The sequence below is a fragment of the Sphingomonas lutea genome (genome assembly GCF_014396785.1).
GTDB lineage: Bacteria > Pseudomonadota > Alphaproteobacteria > Sphingomonadales > Sphingomonadaceae > Sphingomicrobium > Sphingomicrobium luteum.
On the sequence record NZ_CP060718.1, the window covers coordinates 1,452,899 to 1,469,525 of the forward strand.

The window sequence follows — 16,627 nt, forward strand, 5'->3', positions numbered from 1 at the left end:
ACGGGCGTCCAATGGCCACGCACGGGATCGAGGAAGTTACGGAAAATGCGATCCGCGCGGTCGCGCGCGATTGCGGGTCGCTGTCGATGGAATGCAGCGATGTCGCCGGTTACGTGAAGGGCGTCTCGGACCGCATTGGCGAGCATTTGAAGATGCTCGACCAGCTCGAGGAGGTCACCACCCGCCTGCTCGGCGACCAGGCCCGCGTGTCGGACTCCACTGATGAAGCGCGGCTGTTGTCCGAACAGGCCCGCGCCAAGCTCGAAGCGGGGCGCGCGGCGATCGACGACACGATCGGCGGGTTCAAGGGCCTGACCGAGCTCGTCGTCCAGCTCGGTGAGCGCATGGCCGGTTTCGCCTCGGCGATGAACCAGGTGCAGACCGTGTCCTCGACCATCGAGACAATTGCGCGCAAGACCAACATGCTGGCGCTCAACGCGACGATCGAGGCCGCCCGTGCCGGCGACGCCGGGCGCAGCTTCGCGGTCGTCGCCGCCGAGGTGAAGAAGCTTGCTCACGACACGCGCACAGCGACCAGCCAGATCGCCTCGACCATCGGGGAACTGACCCGCGAGGCCAGTGCCGTGACCGCGGAAATCAAGACAGGCGTGGAGCGCAGCCGCGCCGCGCAATCGGGCTTCGGCGCGATCAGCGACACGGTGCGTGAGGTGAGCGAAATCGTCGGCATGGTCGACCGCCAGACCGAAGGCATCGCCCATTCGACCAGCATGATCCAGACCAGCGTCGACCGGGTGAAAGCAGGGCTGACCGATTTTGCCGGCGATGCACGGGCCAATGGCGCCGAACTGTCATCGGCGGAAAAGCGCCTGGCGCACCTCGAGATGCTGTCCAACACCATGCTCGACACGCTTGCCAATTCGGGCGCGGAAATCGACGACACGCCCTTCATTCTCAAGGCGCAGGAGGCCGCACGCCAAATCATGGCGACGGTCGATCGCGCCATCGACGAAGGCGATGTCACCGTCGATGACGTGTTCGACCGCGATTATCAGCTCGTCGAGGGCAGTAACCCCGTCCAGTATGATGTCCGCTTCAACGCCGCCGCCGATCGTTACGTCCGCCCCATCCTTGATCGGATCAAGATGTCCGACGGGCGGATCATCGGGTCGGCCATCGGGGACATGAACGGTTATCTGCCGACGCACCTTAGCGAACGCAGCCACCCGCAGGGCCCGGACCCCGTGTGGAACGATGAGCATTGCCGCAACCGGCGGATCCTGATCGACGACACCACGCGGGCCGCGCTGGAAAGCGACCGTCCGGCGACCTTAGCGACCTACCGCATGGAGCTGGGCGACAAATTCATCCCGGTGAAGAATGTGTTCGTCCCCTTGTGGTTCAAGGGCCGGCGCTGGGGAAATTACGAGCTCGCCTACCGCGACGACTGATTGCACGGCCGCGCAAAAAATGTCGCGGACATAAACCTCGTCTTTACGCCCTTGCTTTAGGGCGGGGTGCTTAGACCACGGGCAAGTCCCGGACTTTTAGAGGGGAAGCATGGCGGCCAATCGTTCGCTCGATCCGAAATCGGTCGGCCTCGCGGAAGCCCAGCTTGCGCGAGTGGCAACCGAAGGTTGTGCGCGTCACCCCCACCTCAAAACTCTTCTTGAAGCGGTCGGGCCGAATTGCGGCCGCGACCTTGCCGACGCCGTGCACCTTCTGTGTCACCTGCACGGACGCTATCCGGGATTGATCGAAGTCGCGCTGCAACGCGCACCCTCGTCTGCGGCGCAGGCCTGGCTGCAGCAAGCCAGTGACGGCTTTGAACGCGAACGACTTTACCTGGTTCGCCTCACCGCTAGCGTCGGCCCACTGCCGAGCACCCCGGGTGCGGCCGAAACCGAAGCCAGTCTTTCATCCGCCCGCAACGCGCTGGAGACACTGGCGACATCCGAACGGATGGGTTGCGCGCTGGGCGCGGCAACCGCGCTGGTTGGCGACTGGTGGCCGATCCGCCGAATGCTTGATCGGGCTGCGTCGCGCGCGGGCCTCGACTGCCCGGCTCCATCGCTGCCTAATGAAGCCTCGATCGTCGAGGTCATTCACCGCGCGTCCGAGACCCCGGCGAGCGAACGTGCTCTGGCCTTTGGCGGGGAGCAATTGCTGCTTCAGCACCGCGGCTTGTTCGACTTGCTCGAAGCCCGCACCGAAGCCCGCTCGGGCTATTAGGCCGCGATCGACAGGTCGTCCTGCTTGGCGGGATCGTTCGCGGGCACGATTTGCGAAGTGGCTTGTGCATCGGCCGATACGACGCCGCTCTTGGCTTTCGGGAACAGCAGGCGCGACGCAAGGACCGCAACGCCGAGGCCGAAATAGACGGCAATCGCGATCATCGGGCTGAACAGCACCGACGCCGCGAACGGGATACGCAGCCAGTTCGGATTGAAACCGAAGTCCTCACCGATCGCCTCGAACACGCCCAGAATCGTATGAGCGCGGAAAGGAAGGGCGGTCTGGTCGTCGTGCGCTTGCATGTCTTACTCCATTGGCGAAGCCTGTGCCGACAAGATCAGCAAGACCCATGCCAAAAACGAAGACCCTGTCTTCTCAGCACCTTGGTGCGTTAGTCCCAGTGGCGCCTTGGGACATTTTGCCAAGGCGCGCCCCGCAAAGTTGGGACTTTCCACCGCATGCTGCAAGTGCGATATTGCATCGCAGCACTTGAACAGTGCCTATTCATCGACAATCTGCTAGAGCGCGCGCCGCCTTGCGTGCCCTCAAGGAGCAGAACCCCGTGATGCGGATCATGATGAAGTCCAAGATCCACCGCGCGACGGTGACTCAGGCCGACCTTGATTATGTCGGGTCGGTCACGATCGATGCCGACCTGTTGGACGCCGCCGATCTCTACGAGGGCGAGCAGGTGGCCATCGTCGACAATACAAATGGCGCGAGGATCGAGACCTATGTCATCGCTGGTCCGCGGGGCAGCGGCATCATCGGTATCAATGGCGCTGCGGCGCATTTGGTCCACCCCGGCGACCTCGTCATCATCATGAGCTACGCGATGATGGACGATGCGCAGGCGCGGGCTTTGGATCCAACCGTGGTCCATGTTGACGAGCGCAACCGGGTGGTGAAGATCGGCAACGACGCGGCCGAACCGGTGCCGGGGCAGGCGAACCAGCGTCGCGGGGATGCGGTCGAGGCGGCGGCTTAAACGCAGTTCGGAACGCAGACTGCAAGCACGGCGTATTGAAGCCATGCAAGCAACTCGCCGAAACTCGTTCTTTCTCCTTATCGCCATCCTCATGGCCGCAGTGATTGGCGGCATCGTCGCGCGCCTCCTACCCATCGCGGGTTCCACGCCGCCATTGCCGGCGGCCGGACAACCCCTGACGGGCACGACGGACTTGCCCGCGCTGGTGAAGCGAACCGCCTCGGCCGTCGTCAACATCGCGGTGTTGCAGCCTTCGCCTGCGGAGCAGAACCCACTGCTGCGCGATCCCTTTTTTCGCCAGTATCTTGGCGTTCCCGACAGCGCTTTGCGGCCGGCAATTTCCGCCGGGTCGGGCGTGATCGTCGATTCCGAGCGGGGCCTGGTGGTCACCAACTTCCACGTTGTGCAGAATGCGCGGGCGGTCGAGATCGGGCTGACGGACGGGCGCCAGCTGGCGGCGGAGCCGGTGGCATTTGCGCCGAACTTAGACCTCGCCATCCTGCGTATTCGCGGACGCAACCTGGCGGCGTTGCCGCTGGGGGACAGCGCACAGCTTCAGGTCGGCCAGCCCGTCGTCGCGATTGGCAATCCGTTCGGGCTTGGGCAGACGGTCACGGCGGGGATCGTTAGCGCCACCGACCGCGCGGTCGGCGAGGGCGACGAGCGCCGCTTCATCCAGACCGATGCGCCGATCAATCCCGGTAATTCCGGTGGACCACTGATCGACTCGGCAGGCCGGATCATCGGCATCAATTCCGCGCTGTTCAGCCCTAATCCGCGCAGCCAGGGCAATGTCGGGATCGGCTTTGCGATTCCCAGCGACGTGGTGAAGCGGGTCGTCGCCCAAGCTGCCCGAGCCCCGCAAGGCGGCGGCGCGGCAGCGAATTGACCTCAGGAAGGGATGGCTGCGTGGAAGCCCCGCCTGCTGGGGAGGGAGGGGGGTGAGGCGGGGCTTCGATCGCAAGATGGTGCAGCGCCACCCGAGCTCGCTAAAGATGGAGCGACGCTGCGAAGCCATGATTAACCGCGCGCTTGTTAGCGGTGGATGAGGGAATATGGTTGATGCCGCCTTTCCCTTGAAAAGCCAGCAGGTGCGAAGCCCCGGGGTAATCGGCCTTAACTTTCGTCAATAAAGCAAATCTGCTAGTATCCGCGAGTGCCGACCTCAGTGGAGGTGGTGATGCGTCGAATTTCCATCATCCTCATCGTGGCGTTGCTATGTTCCGCCAGCGAATGCGGGCGACGAACTGTGGTTCGGAACCAGAGCGTGACCCTGGAGCCGTCATTCGTTAGGGATTACTATCCATCGGTTGAGATTTTCCCGGCCAACTCGACATATTGGCCGTGCGGCCCGTTCTTCCCGACATTCGATACGTCGGGAACCGGGAAGGTCCCCGGACTGCTGGTCGGGTATACACGCTCGTACAAATCGGGGACGCAGCCGTTTCCCTGCGACAGGCAAAATAACGGCATCTACTGGTTCGGTGTCCAGTTTGACCTTTCCGCCCTGAAGCGCGATCCGCCGCCGTTCATTGTTTCAGCGCGACTGAGCTTCGACAAGATCCGCCTCAGCGGCGATGCCGAATGCGAGGACAAGGTTTACGCAGCAACCGCGCCTCTTCCGGTGGATTTGAAGTCAATTCCGTTGGCCGAGGAAGTTTTCGAGCTTCCGGTTCCCTTGTTGAGCAGCGCCGGGTGCAAAGGCAGTCGCTGCACGATGGAAGTGCGCGGGCAAGTCGACCTGTTTGTGCGCGAACTGATGCCCAATCACGGCTTCGTCTTCAATCCCGTCAACACCAGCTTGTACGTCAAGGAGAACAAGAGCTGTGTGAATGAGTATCGCAACCTCCGGCTCGAGGTCGACACGGCCTTCGGCGTCCTGGCACCGGTGCCGATCCGCAAACCGGGTGTGCCGATCGTCATCCCGGATCTTAAAGCGCCGCCCACCACTGCGAAGATCGTCCTCACAGTTCGTAAGATCGATGCGCCCACCGGTCGGCAGTACCAGTTGGAATGGACTGGCGCCCCGCCCGGCACGCCGCTCGATCTTTACCGCAACGGAGCGAGGTTCGCGACGGTGGGATCGGGGGTCGCCTTCCTTGACGCGGGTGCGGCAGGATCGGGGCCGGTTACTTATCAGGTCTGCGTGAGCGGTGCGAAAACGACCTGTTCGGACGTCGTGCCTGCCCCCTTGTGACGCTGGTCAGTCCCGCCGCGAGGTTTCGCCGCCGCAGGTCAGTTCCGTGACCGCGCCGGCGCCTGGCGGCACCTGCTCGAACGTCGGAACTTGGCCGCGAGCAACGATGCGACCGCTGCCGATCCCCGTTGGCGAGGGCGTTTCGAGCTGGACGACGCAGTAATCGCCGGCCGCCACGCCGTGGGCAATGCGCTGATCCCAAGGGTAGCGCGTCGGATCGACTTGGCCCGGTCCCGGGGTCCAGCAAGCGCCAAGAAGCAGCGGAACCAGGAACGCCGAATAGCGGATCGTCATCTTCCTTTGCATCGTCTTCCGTCGCACTTCGCAAAATCTATCCCGCAATAGTCCGAAAAGACTTAAGGAATGCCAGCGCGGGCGGATGTGGGCTGACATCCGGCAGGAGGGGTGGCGGGATGACGCCAAAAGGCGCATAGTGGGGCGGCTACTAGTCGCAAACGACGGTCTTTGGTGCTTTGCGGCTCCTCATTCCTTCTCTTGTCACTCCTAGCGGGAAGCGGGCGCACTCGGCGCTCGCCACGAAAGGAATGAAGTATGCCCATCGGCACCGTGAAATTTTTCAACGACAGCAAGGGTTACGGCTTTATCGCGCCGGAAACCGGGGGCAACGATGCCTTCGTACACATCAGCGCGGTCGAGAAGAGCGGCATGCGCACGCTGCGCGAGAACCAGCGCGTCAGCTACGAGCTGCAGGAAGACCGCCGCGGCAAGATGGCCGCGGTGAACCTGCAGGACGCCAGTGACACGGTGCCGGTCGACCAGGCCGCGGGCGAGCAGGCGGAGGCTGGCGACCAGCCGGCCGCCGAATGAGCGCGGGCGCCCCGATCGCCCGGGGCTCCAACCTCGACTTCTTCCTCGCCCGAGCCGCGCAGGCGCGGGCCGAGGGCGAAGCGACGACCTTGATCCACGTGCGCGAACGGTGCGAGCGATCGGCTGCGGCATGGCAGGCGCTGGCCGACAAGGCCAAGCGCAGCGAACGGCTTCGCTTGGAAGAGGCGCAGCGCAAGGCAGAAGCGGGATTGGTCAGCTAGGACGCCGGGCGCCCGGCTAGTTGACCCGCTGCGCGACGCCGCGGCGGATGGCTTCTTCGACGAGGGCGCGGAATTGCGGCTTGGCCAGCTCGGCCAGGCGCGACTGCTCGCGGCCAAGCTCGGCCTGGCGCGCGCCGAGCGCGGCCTGCTGCTTGCCCAGTTCCGACTGGCGGGCGCCGAGCGCGCTCATCTCCCGGCCCAGTTCGGCCATCTGGCGCGGCGTCGAATCGGCCATGCGTGCGCCGAGCTGGCCCTGCTGCCCGCCGAGCGCGCCCTGGCGCCGGCCAAGCTCGCCCTGCTGGTCGCCAAGCGCGCCCTGGCGGCGGCCAAGCTCCATCTGCGGGGCCATGATCGCCTGCGCGCGGGCGAGGATCGCGGGGTCGCGGATCACGAAGGACTGGCCGTCCTGCCGGACGTAGAGCATCGGCCCGCCACTGGCGCGATGCTTCCGCGCGGCATAGAAATCGTCGAGGTCGCCGCTGGCCATGCTGCTGTTGCTGCCGTCGGTGAAGAGCACGTAGCTCATCCGGTCGGAGTCGCCGCCGTCGTGCTCAGGATTGGCGTGCAGCGCCGCGACCGGCGTGGTGGCGAGAAGAAGCAGGACAATCCAACGCATAAGCACCTCCGTAGTACGAAGCGGCATAGCTACAAATGTAGCGTAGCGCAAGCCCCAGAGGCTAGGCGAAGCGGAGCGCGAGCGAGCGCCGCATGGCCGATAGAGGGCGCGCGCCGGCCAGCCTGCCGCGCCAGCGGACAGGACTGACGTCACGGGATTCACTCCCGTGACGCCCCGCGACGGCGCCGAAAAACCGCCCCCGAACCCCCAAAACGCCGCGGAAGGTCACAAAAGGTCGCACTCGCTACGCGCGCGAGCGAACGACCCTCGCCCCGCCGGGCTGATACTGCGATCGGCCAAACTTCCCAACCTTCGCGCGCCTACGTGCGCGCGCACGGACAGCCTGCGAAGGTTCGCAATCTTCCCGTTGACGAAGGCGCACAGGGCGGATCGGCGCGGCGACTGTGTTTGGATGAAGCTGCATCGCGCATCTTAAGTCACAATTGGCGCGCTGTAGGAAAGGCATTTCCCCCGATCCCTTGCGCTCGGGCGCCGATTGCGGGATTCTCGGCAGCCGTCAGGGGGGCAGTCTGATGCGGCTCAACTTGCGGCCGGCCAAGGGCTGGCGGGCGTTTGCCGGGGAAGTGGGCGTGATCGTGCTCGGCGTGGTCATCGCGCTCGCCGCGCAGGAAGCGGTCGAGGCGGTCAACGAGCGTCGCGAGGCGGCCGAGACGCGCGCGACGCTGACCGCCGAAATCCGCGAGAGCCTGGCGGTGCTCGAACTGCGCCGCGCGGCACAGCCGTGCATCGACCGGCGGCTCGGCGAGCTGCGGGCGATCGTCAACGATTGGGGCCGCACGGGTACCTTCACGACCCCGCGCTGGGTCAGCCAGGCGACCTGGTTCGCGTTCGACACCGCGCGGTTCGAGGCGGCGCAGTCTGCCGGCCAGCTCGCGCTGCTGCCGAGCGAGGAGCAATATCGCTTCGGCTTCATCACCACCAATTTGCAGACCTTCCGCGACATCCAGCAGCGCGAGGCCGACGCCTGGGCGCAGCTGCGCATGCTGCAAAGCGGTCCCGACGTACTGTCGGCAAGCGACCGCACCGCGGTGCGCGTCGCGCTGCAGGAAGCCGCGATGCTCAACCATTTCGCGCAGATCCGCGTCGGCCAGACGCTACCCGAAGCGGCCGCGTTCGGCTGGCGCCCCGACATGCGGCGGGTGCGGCAGCGCATGGGGCTGGCGTATAAAGGCGGCCGGTTCCACCCGTCGGTGTGCATCGGCATCAATACGCCGGCGGACCAGGCGCATCGCGAAGCGGGGTTGATTTATGAACTGCCGGAATGACTTGAGCGCCCGAGCGTAAGGGAAACTTTGCGCAAGCAAAGGCGAGCTTACGTCGAAGAGAGCGCGAAAGCCGGCCAGCCTGCCGTCCTGAGCCAGTCGAAGGGCGGACAGGACTGACGTCACGAGATTTACTCCCGTGACGGCCACCACCACCCACGCCGCTATTCCTTGACGGTGAAGCCGACCTTGATGGTCACCTGATAATGCGAGACCTTGCCGCCCTCGACGTGGCCGCGTGTCTCGAGCACCTCGAACCAGCGGATGTTGTCGACCGTCGAGGAGGCGCGGGCGATCGCGCTTTGGATCGCGTCCTCCATGCTTGTCGGCGACGAGCCGACCAGCTCGACGATCTTGTAGACGTGGTCGGTCATAGCGCGAATTCCCGAGACGAAGTGAAGCGGATGCTCAGCATACTCTCGCTTGGGAGAAGAGTGAATGAGCGTCGGACGGCCTGCGCCAAAGGCGACAGTACCGACGTCGCGAAGGCCGGCGACGCTTCGCGTCGGCGTCGCTGCGGTCGAGCGCTCGGCTACAAACACTCGCCCGCACCCCGCCTAAGATCCGTCCCAGCGTAGCAGGGCGGGCCGAGCGCGGCGTCGAGGGCGGGGCGATGGATCATCAGGTGGCTTGCGCCGAAGACGACGAGGACGCTCTCGCGCTTGTTGAGATGCGCGACGATCAGTTCGTGCAGGTAGGCGGCACGTTCACGCGAGATGGCGGCGGCGATGCGGTTGCTGCCAAACTTACCGTCGGCGAGCGGCCCCGCCTCCTCCGTGACGAAATCGGCGCCGATTGGCCTGCCGTTGATCCGGGCGTACCAGGCCGACCAGGATTCAAAGTCGGGCAGAATGGTCGCCGGCAGCTGCAGCGTCGCGCGGTCGCGATCCAGCGCGACATCGATCAGCGGGCGGAGGCGCGGATCGCCGGCCTGGTGGATCTTCTTCTCACGGATCCACTGCGGGATGTTGCGCAGCGCGTAGAAGCCGAGCAGGTCCTCGACCGCGACGCCGCTGAGGACGAGCCGCGCCTTGACCGCCAGGTCGTGCGCCTCTCCGCCCCACAGCTTCGCACCTTGAGCCTGGGCGCCGATCGCGGTCGGGTACAGCTCACCCGCCTCGACGAAGCCGTCGGCGCGCGGGCCGTTGTCGGCAACATATTGCAGTGTGCGCGCCGGGTTGGGCCCGCGGGCGGTCGGGAAGCCCTCGGCGATCACGGTGTCGAAGCGGAAATGCGCGAAGGCGTCGGCGATCAGTTTGAAGGTCGGGCTGCCGGTGCGGTTGGCGTGCTGGGCAGCGAGGAAAACGAGATGCTCGTCGCCGACCTTGTAGACGGCGGCGAACGCGCCTTCCGGTTGCTGCGCCCGCAGTGCGGTGGTCCAGGGGGCGAGCCTGGCGGGCGCAGGCGCGAGCGGTTGGGCGGCGGCCGCGAAGAGGGCGCTGAGGGCGGGCAAGACTGGATGCATGGTCATCACTCCTTCCGCCGATAATCCTACGGCTGCGCGGCGCGGGTCATCGTGCCAGCGCGAGCCAGGGTTGAGCAACCGCGACTATGAGGATGTGGCCCAGTACCGCGGGGAGCAAGCTGCCGCGCCCGCTTCTCACAGCCCAGGCGTAGAAGCTGCCGAGGATGAAGGTGCCGAACAGGGGCGACACAGCCGCCCACCCGTGCCCGGCGTAGCCGATATGGATCGCGGCGAACAGCAGGCCCGAGAATAGGATCTGCGCAAGTCCAGGGATGTTGGCGCGCGCAAGGCGGAACAGGACGTAGCCGCGAAAGAACATCTCCTGGCTCCAGCCGTCGGCCGCGGGGATGAGCGAGAGAAGCAGGTTGAGCGACGAGGCCTCGGCGACGCGCTGCGGCTGGGGGAGGACGACGAAGAGAACGGTGCCGAGGTGGATCATCGTCGCGGCGAAGGCGATGCTCCATGCCTTGAGCGGCGCCGGCGCGAAGGTCCTGCCGATCGCCCGCCGCAGGTCGATCGAGCGCAAGAGGTACGCGCCCGCAAGGACGAGCAGCAGCTGGGTTGTTGCCCCGACCAGGAACCCGCTGCCAACCTTCCGTTCCGCCGCCGACCAGCTGTCGGAAAAGAGCATCGAAAGGTCGAGGTAACGGACCGCGGCGAGGCTGATCGCAATGTAGGCGCACGCCGCAATCGCGGTTTCGGCCAGCGCGCGGAGACCGTCACGTGCGCGGGGGCGGGGATCCAAGGGCGGCGCGGTAGGATCGGGGTGTCGTGGCAGCGGAGCTTCAGGCATCGGCCGCCTCGACAGGCGGCGGGCAGGACGCACGGGCGACATAAGCGGCCAGCACGGCGAGCACCATAGCGGGCAGCGCCCGTCCGGGCGGTTCGCTACGCAAGTGGAGTATGGTCGCGACGAGCATCATCATTGCCAGCAGCGCGGCCCCGAAGACCCGCGTTCGCGGGTGCAGGACAAGCATCGCGGCGCCGACCAGTTCACAAGCCCCGGTGACGGTGATGAACCAGACCGGGAGCGCGAGCGAGGCAAATTGCGCTGTGAACATCGCTGGGTTCACCAGCTTGGCCATGCCTGCCGCGCCGAAGATGAGGGCGAGCAGCATGCGGGCCGAACGTGATATGAATCTAGTCACTACGACCTCCTAAGGAGATTGCGCGGTATTACATAATAGAATACCGGTCAACAGGATGGACGCGTGAAGGATGGGTAGCGAGACCTAAGGCATGCAGCAGCCACGAATGATCGTCTTGTCGTTGATCGGCACCGGACTGCGCTACGGGTTCGAGATGGAGGAGTTTGCTCAGCGCACCAACATGCGGCGCTGGGCGAAGATCGGCATGTCCACCATCTACAAAGCGCTGGGTGACCTCGAGCGGGACGGCGCAATCAGGGTCGAGATCGAGGACAGCGACAAGGGACCGGCGCGCAAGGCCTTCACGTTGACGGCCGCGGGGCGGACGCAAATGATCGCCTTGATCGGCGAAGCCCTGGCGTCGGCCAAGCCAGTCTATTCCGAACGAATTGCGGGCTTGGTGTTCGCGCCGCTGATGGGCGCGGAACGCGCGCAGAAGGCAATCATGGCGTCGATCGAGGTGATCGAGGCGGCTGACGTCTCTCTGGGCAAGAGCGCTGGCGCGCCCGGCATGGACAAAATCGGGCTCGCGGTGGTCGGCTATTATCGCGCGGTTTATGCCGCCGAACGGGTGGCGATGGAGCGCGTGATCGAGATCATCAACGAGGATTTCTCAAGCAAACCCTGACTTGTCGGTCGCGTTGACGGACATCTCCCGACCAAGCCCGGCGGCTCGTTACTGGTCCAAGAAGCTCCGCATCTTCCGTGACCGACTCGGATGCTTCAGCTTCCGCAGAGCCTTAGCCTCAATCTGCCGAATCCGCTCGCGCGTCACCGAGAACTGCTGCCCGACCTCCTCCAGCGTATGATCGGTGTTCATCCCGATCCCGAAGCGCATGCGCAGCACGCGCTCCTCGCGCGGGGTTAGTGACGCCAGCACGCGCGTGACGGTTTCCTTGAGGTTGCTCTGGATCGCGGCGTCGACCGGGATGACGGCGTTCTTGTCCTCGATGAAATCGCCCAGGTGGCTGTCTTCCTCGTCGCCGATGGGGGTTTCGAGGCTGATCGGCTCCTTGGCGATTTTCATCACCTTGCGGACCTTCTCGAGCGGCATGCTCAAGCGCTCGGCGAGCTCCTCCGGGGTCGCTTCGCGGCCGGTTTCGTGGAGGAACTGGCGGCCGGTGCGGACCAGCTTGTTGATCGTTTCGATCATGTGCACCGGGATGCGGATGGTGCGCGCCTGGTCGGCGATCGAGCGGGTGATCGCCTGGCGGATCCACCAGGTGGCGTAGGTGCTGAATTTGTAGCCGCGGCGATATTCGAACTTATCGACCGCCTTCATCAGGCCGATATTGCCTTCCTGGATGAGGTCGAGGAACTGCAGGCCGCGGTTGGTGTATTTCTTGGCGATGGAGATGACGAGGCGGAGATTCGCTTCGACCATTTCCTTCTTGGCGATGCGCGCTTCGCGTTCGCCCTTTTGCACCATGTTGACGATGCGCCGGAACTCCCCGAGCGAAGTGCCGGTGGACTGCGCGATTTCCGAAATCTGGGCGCGGATGCGCTCGACGCTGTCGCTTTCGGCGGCGGCGAAGGCGGCCCATTTCTTGTCCTGCGCCGACGCCTGGGCAAGCCAGGTCTCGTCAAGTTCCCGCCCGACATAGGATTCGAGGAAGGACTTGCGCGGCACGCGGTGGCGTTCGGCAAGGCGCAGCATCTGGCCGCCGAGCGCGGTCAGCTTGCGGTTGTAGCTGTACAGCTGCTCGACCAGATATTCGATCTTGCTGCCGTGGAACTGGACGCTCTCCACCTCCGCGGTGAGCTGTTCGCGCAGCTTCTGGTACTTCTTCTCCTCGGCCGCCGGGAAGTCCGCGACGGCGGCGAACGCCTCCATGCGCACCGCCTGGATCTTGGAGAATTTCTTGAACAGCGAGGTGATGGTCGCGAACTTCTCGAGCGCGGCGGGCTTGAGCGTCTCTTCCATCTGGGCGAGCGACAAGGTGTTGTCCTCGTCCTCTTCCTCGGCCTGCGGCTTGGTGCGCCGGTCGACCATGTCCTCGTCGTCTTCGTTCTTGCCCTCTTCGGGCTCGTCCTCGACCTCTTCCTCTTCCTTGATCGAGGGGCCGGCGACCTTCTCGCTGATCTCGCCCTCGCCCTCGGCGCCTTCCTCCTCGGTCGCGGCGATCTGCTCCGCGGTCGGGCCCTTGGACAGCATCGCTTCGAGATCGAGGATCTCGCGCAGCTGCATGGTGCCGGCGTTGAGGTTGTTCGACCATTCGATGATCGCGTTGAAGGTGATCGGGCTTTCGCACAGGCCCCAGATCATCGTGTCGCGGCCGGCCTCGATGCGCTTGGCGATGGCGATCTCGCCCTCGCGGCTGAGCAGCTCGACCGCGCCCATTTCGCGCAGGTACATGCGCACCGGATCGTCGGTGCGGTCGACGGCTTCCTTCTTGACCGCCGCCGCCGGGCGGGCGCCGCCGTCGTCGAGCGGGTCGACCTCGTCCTCGAGCGGGCTTTCGGGCTCCTTGTCCTCGTCCTCGTCGTCGCCGCTGTCTTCATTTTCGACGACGGTCACGCCGCGCTCGGACAGGCGCGACATGATGTCCTCGATCATCTCATTCTGGTCGGCGGGGATGGCCGCGTTGATCTCGTCGATCGTGATCGTCCCGCGCTTTTCGGCGCGGGCCATCATCTTCTTGATCGACGCATCGTTGAGGTCGATGAGCGGCGCGTCGCCGTCTTCGCCGGTGTCGATGTCCTGTGCTTCGTTCTTCGCCATGGGTTCCCGTATTCTCTTTGGCCGCCGCTTAGTCGGTGCCGGCGAGGGACGCCAGCCTCTGTCTCAAACCGTTCCGCGCAATGATCAGGCGCTGCTGTTCCTCCAGGGCCTCGGCGGTGAAATCCCGCTTCAGCCGTTCGGTTGCATCGTCGAGCGCCCGGTCCACTTCCTCGCGCGCCGAGATGATCTCCACCGCAGCCGCGAGATCGCTTCGGGCACGCGCGGGATCGCTGTCGCGGCGGGTGAAGGAAAAGCCCAAAGCGCGAGGGGCTTTCGCTCCCGTTGCTCCAGCGTCATTCAAGATAGTGTCCAGCGCGTCGCGATCAAGCGCGCCACCGGAGAAGGCGGCATTGACGAGGGCATCGCGCATCAGCGCGGTGCCCGGCTCCGTGATCGGCAGCTGGGCGAGTTGTTCGCAATGGGCGGGCAGTTCTTCGGGGAAGTAAGCGAAGCCAAGGACCAGGGCGCGGGCGGTGGGTGCATCGATGCCGTCGGCGGCGATGGCGCGCGCCCGGCTTCCCACCGGCGGCTGCGGCGGGGTGTAGCGGCCCGGCTTGAACGACGAGCGCGGGGCGAAGGGGCGGGGACCGGACGACCCCTCGGGACGGCGCAGCGCATAGAAGCGCTTGAGCCAATCCTCGCGATAGAGGCGCGACAGGTCGGGATGGCCGATGGTCGCCGCATGGGCGACGAGGCGCTGCTTGAGGCTCGCCCAGGCTTCGGGCGTGGAAAGCGGCTCGGCCTCCAGCTCGTGCCGCCACAGCCGAGCGTCGAGCGGCTCGGGCGCGGCGAGGAGGGCTTCGAACGCCTCACGGCCGCCGCCATTCACGACATCGTCGGGGTCCTGGCCCGCGGGGAGCTCGACGAAGCGCAGGGTGCGCTCGGGGCCGATGTGGGGGAGGGCGCGCAAGGCGGCGCGGATCGCGGCCTTGCGCCCCGCGCTGTCGCCGTCGAAGCAGAGGATCGGCGCGGGGTCGAGCCGCCACATGCGCTCGAGCTGCGCCTCGGTCACCGCAGTCCCGTTGGGGGCGACGACCTCGGCGATCCCGGCGCGGTCGAGCGCGATGACGTCCATATAGCCTTCGACGACGATCAGCCGCCGCGCGGTGCGGCTGGCGGGCCCGGCGCGGTCGATATTGTAGAGCGTGCGCCCCTTGTCGAAGAGCGGCGTGTCGGGCGAGTTGAGATATTTGGGCTCGCCGTCGCCCATGATGCGGCCGCCAAACGCAATCACCCGACCGCGCGGATCGCGGATCGGGATCATCAGGCGATTGCGGAAGCGATCGTAACTCGCCCGGTCGCCATCCTCGGGCTGGATGAGCATGCCGGTCTCGACCAGCTTGTCCTCGCCGAGATGGGCAAGCGCGCTCTTGAGCTTGCCCCGGCCATCGGGCGCGAAGCCGATGCCGAAGCGCGCCACGGTCTCCGGGCCGATGCCGCGCTTCTGCAAATAGTCGCGCACGGGGGCGCCATCGATGCCCTGCAATTGCTCGGCGAACCATCTGGCGACGTCGCCCATGACATCGGTTAGCGACGTCGTGCGCTCGGCGCGTTCCTGGGCGCGAGGGTCGGGCGCGGGCACGTCGAGCCCGGCCTTCTGCGCCAGCTCCTTGACCGCATCCATGAACATCATGCCGCGATTGTCGGTCAGGAAGCGGATCGCATCGCCGTGCGCGCCGCAGCCGAAGCAATGGTAGAAGCCCTTGTCGTCGTTGACGGTGAAGCTGGGCGTCTTCTCATTGTGGAACGGGCAACAGGCCTTCCACTCGCGGCCGGCGCGGGTGAGCTTGACGGTGGGGGCGATGATTGCGCTCAGCGTCGTGCGTGCGCGCAGTTCGTCGAGCCAGGCGGGGGAGAGGGTCACTTGAGCCCCCGCCCGCTTGCGGGAGCGGGTTGGTCAGTCGCTTGTGAGGGCGTGTCTCGACTGCGCTTTGCTCCGCTCGACACGAGCGGATTTTTTGTGATGCCCCGCCCATCTCCGTTTGTCCCGAGCGAAGTCGAGGGACGTTCCTTGGGTGGCTTGGCAAAGTAAGAGAGCGCAGCCCAGTCGCCCCGGATTAAGGCCTCCTTCTTGGCGCGTGACCAAGGTTTGATGCGCCGTTCGGCATCGAGCGCTTCGGCGCGGGTGGTGAATTCCTGCGACCACACGAGTTCGACCGGGAGGCGTCGCGAGGTGAAATCGCAGAATCCTCCGGTTTGATGCTCTGCGATGCGGCGTTCAAGATTGTCGGTATGTCCGGTGTAGTACCGACCATCGCTGCATCGAAGGATATACGCCCAAAAGGCCAAGCCTGCGTCCTTGCACTCGTCCCTCGACTTCGCTCGGGACGAACGGTTGAGTGTGGCACTGCGCGTCCTTCGACTTCGCTCAGGACGAACGAACTTTGTGGCTTGGCATTGCGAATCGGGGGTCAGCAAGCGCGACGGGCGACTTATCCACAGTCTCAGCGGGTGAGCGCCGCCTTCACCAGCGCACTCGCCCGCGCGGGTTCGATCGCGCCGCCGAGGCGCTCCTTCACCAGCGCCATGACGCGGCCCATGTCCTTCATCGAACTTGCGCCGGTCTCGCTGACAATCGCCTTGATGGCCGCTTCAGCTTCGGCGTCGCTCATTTGCGCGGGCAGGAAGCGTTCTATGACTGCAATCTCCGCCTCCTCGACTGCGGCGCGGTCTTCGCGGCCGTTGGTGCGGTAGATGTCGGCGCTTTCGCGGCGCTGCTTGACCATTTTCTGGAGGACTTCGGTGACCAGCACATCGTCGTCGTCGGGCGCCTTGCCGGTGCGCGCTTCGATATCGCGGTTCTTGATCGCCGCCTGGACCAGGCGCAGCGTGCCCGTCGTGTCCTTGTCGCCGCCTTTCATCGCGGTCACCAACGCAGCCTTGATATCGTCGCGGATCATCGCTTCATCTCTTCGCGGAAACGACCAGCCCTAGCGGGGCATTTTCGGCCTGACCAGCCGTTGACC

General features: G+C 65.4%; 19 protein-coding genes and 1 pseudogene. 9 read left to right on the forward strand and 11 right to left on the reverse strand.

The annotated features are described in order from the left end of the window. Window positions 1-11 precede the first annotated feature (11 nt). Both H9L13_RS07490 and H9L13_RS07495 read left to right on the forward strand, forming a co-directional pair. Window positions 12-1,409, forward strand: coding sequence for a methyl-accepting chemotaxis protein (locus tag H9L13_RS07490; RefSeq protein WP_187537148.1), 1,398 nt, complete (start codon window positions 12-14; stop codon window positions 1,407-1,409). A 109-nt stretch (window positions 1,410-1,518) separates the two neighbouring features. Next, window positions 1,519-2,190: a DUF6975 family protein gene (locus H9L13_RS07495; RefSeq protein ID WP_187537149.1), complete on the forward strand. Its 672-nt coding sequence runs from the start codon at window positions 1,519-1,521 to the stop codon at window positions 2,188-2,190. Here H9L13_RS07495 and H9L13_RS07500 read toward each other — a convergent pair. Beyond that, window positions 2,187-2,495, reverse strand: coding sequence for a PspC domain-containing protein (locus H9L13_RS07500; RefSeq protein WP_187537150.1), 309 nt, complete (start codon window positions 2,493-2,495; stop codon window positions 2,187-2,189). The genes H9L13_RS07495 and H9L13_RS07500 overlap by 4 nt on opposite strands. A gap of 263 nt (window positions 2,496-2,758) precedes the next feature. On the opposite strand from H9L13_RS07500, the gene panD reads away from it, so the two are divergent. The 3 genes from panD (at window position 2,759) to H9L13_RS07515 (ending at window position 5,378) form a co-directional block, all read left to right on the forward strand. Next, window positions 2,759-3,181: an aspartate 1-decarboxylase gene (panD, locus tag H9L13_RS07505; RefSeq protein WP_235091312.1), complete on the forward strand. Its 423-nt coding sequence runs from the start codon at window positions 2,759-2,761 to the stop codon at window positions 3,179-3,181. Further along, window positions 3,159-4,070, forward strand: coding sequence for a S1C family serine protease (locus H9L13_RS07510; protein ID WP_244954799.1), 912 nt, complete (start codon window positions 3,159-3,161; stop codon window positions 4,068-4,070). Before panD ends, H9L13_RS07510 begins: the two co-directional genes overlap by 23 nt. Window positions 4,071-4,361: 291 nt before the next feature. Further along, window positions 4,362-5,378: a hypothetical protein gene (locus H9L13_RS07515; RefSeq protein ID WP_187537152.1), complete on the forward strand. Its 1,017-nt coding sequence runs from the start codon at window positions 4,362-4,364 to the stop codon at window positions 5,376-5,378. Between the two features lie 6 nt (window positions 5,379-5,384). Here H9L13_RS07515 and H9L13_RS07520 read toward each other — a convergent pair whose 3' ends face one another. Continuing rightward, entirely contained in the window at window positions 5,385-5,672 is a 288-nt protein-coding gene (locus H9L13_RS07520) for a hypothetical protein (RefSeq protein ID WP_187537153.1), read from the reverse strand. Between the two features lie 258 nt (window positions 5,673-5,930). Between H9L13_RS07520 and H9L13_RS12755 the strand changes: the two are divergent. After that, a pseudogene (locus H9L13_RS12755) lies at window positions 5,931-6,134 on the forward strand (cold-shock protein); the annotation flags it as partial. 68 nt (window positions 6,135-6,202) lie between these two features. Continuing rightward, window positions 6,203-6,427, forward strand: coding sequence for a hypothetical protein (locus tag H9L13_RS07530; RefSeq protein ID WP_187537155.1), 225 nt, complete (start codon window positions 6,203-6,205; stop codon window positions 6,425-6,427). A 16-nt stretch (window positions 6,428-6,443) separates the two neighbouring features. Here the strand turns inward: H9L13_RS07530 and H9L13_RS07535 are convergent, their stop codons facing one another. Then, window positions 6,444-7,043: a hypothetical protein gene (locus H9L13_RS07535; protein WP_187537156.1), complete on the reverse strand. Its 600-nt coding sequence runs from the start codon at window positions 7,041-7,043 to the stop codon at window positions 6,444-6,446. Window positions 7,044-7,576: 533 nt separating this feature from the next. Here H9L13_RS07535 and H9L13_RS07540 point away from each other — a divergent pair. Next, window positions 7,577-8,329: a hypothetical protein gene (locus H9L13_RS07540; protein WP_187537157.1), complete on the forward strand. Its 753-nt coding sequence runs from the start codon at window positions 7,577-7,579 to the stop codon at window positions 8,327-8,329. Between the two features lie 161 nt (window positions 8,330-8,490). On the opposite strand, the gene H9L13_RS07545 is transcribed toward H9L13_RS07540, so the two are convergent. The 4 genes from H9L13_RS07545 to H9L13_RS07560 all read right to left on the reverse strand — a co-directional run bounded on the left by H9L13_RS07545 (window position 8,491) and on the right by H9L13_RS07560 (window position 10,939). Beyond that, window positions 8,491-8,700, reverse strand: a complete 210-nt coding sequence (locus H9L13_RS07545; protein WP_187537158.1) for a dodecin — start codon at window positions 8,698-8,700, stop codon at window positions 8,491-8,493. 158 nt (window positions 8,701-8,858) lie between these two features. Continuing rightward, on the reverse strand, window positions 8,859-9,779 hold the full coding sequence (locus H9L13_RS07550) for a hypothetical protein (RefSeq protein WP_187537159.1): 921 nt from the start codon (window positions 9,777-9,779) through the stop codon (window positions 8,859-8,861). 58 nt (window positions 9,780-9,837) lie between these two features. Further along, complete coding sequence (locus H9L13_RS07555; protein ID WP_187537160.1) at window positions 9,838-10,536, reverse strand: CPBP family intramembrane glutamic endopeptidase; 699 nt, start codon at window positions 10,534-10,536, stop codon at window positions 9,838-9,840. Window positions 10,537-10,576: 40 nt separating this feature from the next. Then, window positions 10,577-10,939, reverse strand: coding sequence for a DoxX family protein (locus tag H9L13_RS07560; protein WP_187537161.1), 363 nt, complete (start codon window positions 10,937-10,939; stop codon window positions 10,577-10,579). A gap of 106 nt (window positions 10,940-11,045) precedes the next feature. Here H9L13_RS07560 and H9L13_RS07565 point away from each other — a divergent pair, with 106 nt between their 5' ends. Then, window positions 11,046-11,567, forward strand: coding sequence for a PadR family transcriptional regulator (locus H9L13_RS07565; RefSeq protein WP_187537162.1), 522 nt, complete (start codon window positions 11,046-11,048; stop codon window positions 11,565-11,567). 48 nt (window positions 11,568-11,615) lie between these two features. Here the strand turns inward: H9L13_RS07565 and rpoD are convergent, their stop codons facing one another. The 4 genes from rpoD to H9L13_RS07585 form a co-directional block, all read right to left on the reverse strand. Next, window positions 11,616-13,661, reverse strand: a complete 2,046-nt coding sequence (gene rpoD / locus H9L13_RS07570; RefSeq protein ID WP_187537163.1) for an RNA polymerase sigma factor RpoD — start codon at window positions 13,659-13,661, stop codon at window positions 11,616-11,618. Window positions 13,662-13,689: 28 nt separating this feature from the next. Further along, on the reverse strand, window positions 13,690-15,525 hold the full coding sequence (gene dnaG, locus H9L13_RS07575; protein WP_187537164.1) for a DNA primase: 1,836 nt from the start codon (window positions 15,523-15,525) through the stop codon (window positions 13,690-13,692). Next, window positions 15,522-15,950, reverse strand: a complete 429-nt coding sequence (locus H9L13_RS07580; protein WP_187537165.1) for a GIY-YIG nuclease family protein — start codon at window positions 15,948-15,950, stop codon at window positions 15,522-15,524. The genes dnaG and H9L13_RS07580 overlap by 4 nt, the downstream gene beginning before the upstream one ends. A 155-nt stretch (window positions 15,951-16,105) precedes the next feature. Further along, a complete protein-coding gene (locus H9L13_RS07585) occupies window positions 16,106-16,561 on the reverse strand; it encodes a GatB/YqeY domain-containing protein (protein ID WP_187537166.1) in 456 nt (151 codons plus the stop codon). Window positions 16,562-16,627: the final 66 nt, after the last annotated feature.

What these genes read in the sequence shown, in the direction of transcription:
- panD (WP_235091312.1), top strand. Translation starts at nt 2,759, where the DNA reads ATGCGGATCATGATGAAGTCCAAGATCCACCGCGCGACGGTGACTCAG.
- H9L13_RS07545 (WP_187537158.1), bottom strand. Translation starts at nt 8,700, where the DNA reads ATGACCGACCACGTCTACAAGATCGTCGAGCTGGTCGGCTCGTCGCCG.
- H9L13_RS07535 (WP_187537156.1), bottom strand. Translation starts at nt 7,043, where the DNA reads ATGCGTTGGATTGTCCTGCTTCTTCTCGCCACCACGCCGGTCGCGGCG.
- H9L13_RS07540 (WP_187537157.1), top strand. Translation starts at nt 7,577, where the DNA reads ATGCGGCTCAACTTGCGGCCGGCCAAGGGCTGGCGGGCGTTTGCCGGG.
- H9L13_RS07585 (WP_187537166.1), bottom strand. Translation starts at nt 16,561, where the DNA reads ATGATCCGCGACGATATCAAGGCTGCGTTGGTGACCGCGATGAAAGGC.
- H9L13_RS07565 (WP_187537162.1), top strand. Translation starts at nt 11,046, where the DNA reads ATGATCGTCTTGTCGTTGATCGGCACCGGACTGCGCTACGGGTTCGAG.
- H9L13_RS07500 (WP_187537150.1), bottom strand. Translation starts at nt 2,495, where the DNA reads ATGCAAGCGCACGACGACCAGACCGCCCTTCCTTTCCGCGCTCATACG.
- H9L13_RS07495 (WP_187537149.1), top strand. Translation starts at nt 1,519, where the DNA reads ATGGCGGCCAATCGTTCGCTCGATCCGAAATCGGTCGGCCTCGCGGAA.
- H9L13_RS07490 (WP_187537148.1), top strand. Translation starts at nt 12, where the DNA reads ATGGCCACGCACGGGATCGAGGAAGTTACGGAAAATGCGATCCGCGCG.
- H9L13_RS07510 (WP_244954799.1), top strand. Translation starts at nt 3,159, where the DNA reads ATGCGGTCGAGGCGGCGGCTTAAACGCAGTTCGGAACGCAGACTGCAA.
- H9L13_RS07515 (WP_187537152.1), top strand. Translation starts at nt 4,362, where the DNA reads ATGCGTCGAATTTCCATCATCCTCATCGTGGCGTTGCTATGTTCCGCC.
- rpoD (WP_187537163.1), bottom strand. Translation starts at nt 13,661, where the DNA reads ATGGCGAAGAACGAAGCACAGGACATCGACACCGGCGAAGACGGCGAC.
- H9L13_RS07530 (WP_187537155.1), top strand. Translation starts at nt 6,203, where the DNA reads ATGAGCGCGGGCGCCCCGATCGCCCGGGGCTCCAACCTCGACTTCTTC.
- H9L13_RS07520 (WP_187537153.1), bottom strand. Translation starts at nt 5,672, where the DNA reads ATGACGATCCGCTATTCGGCGTTCCTGGTTCCGCTGCTTCTTGGCGCT.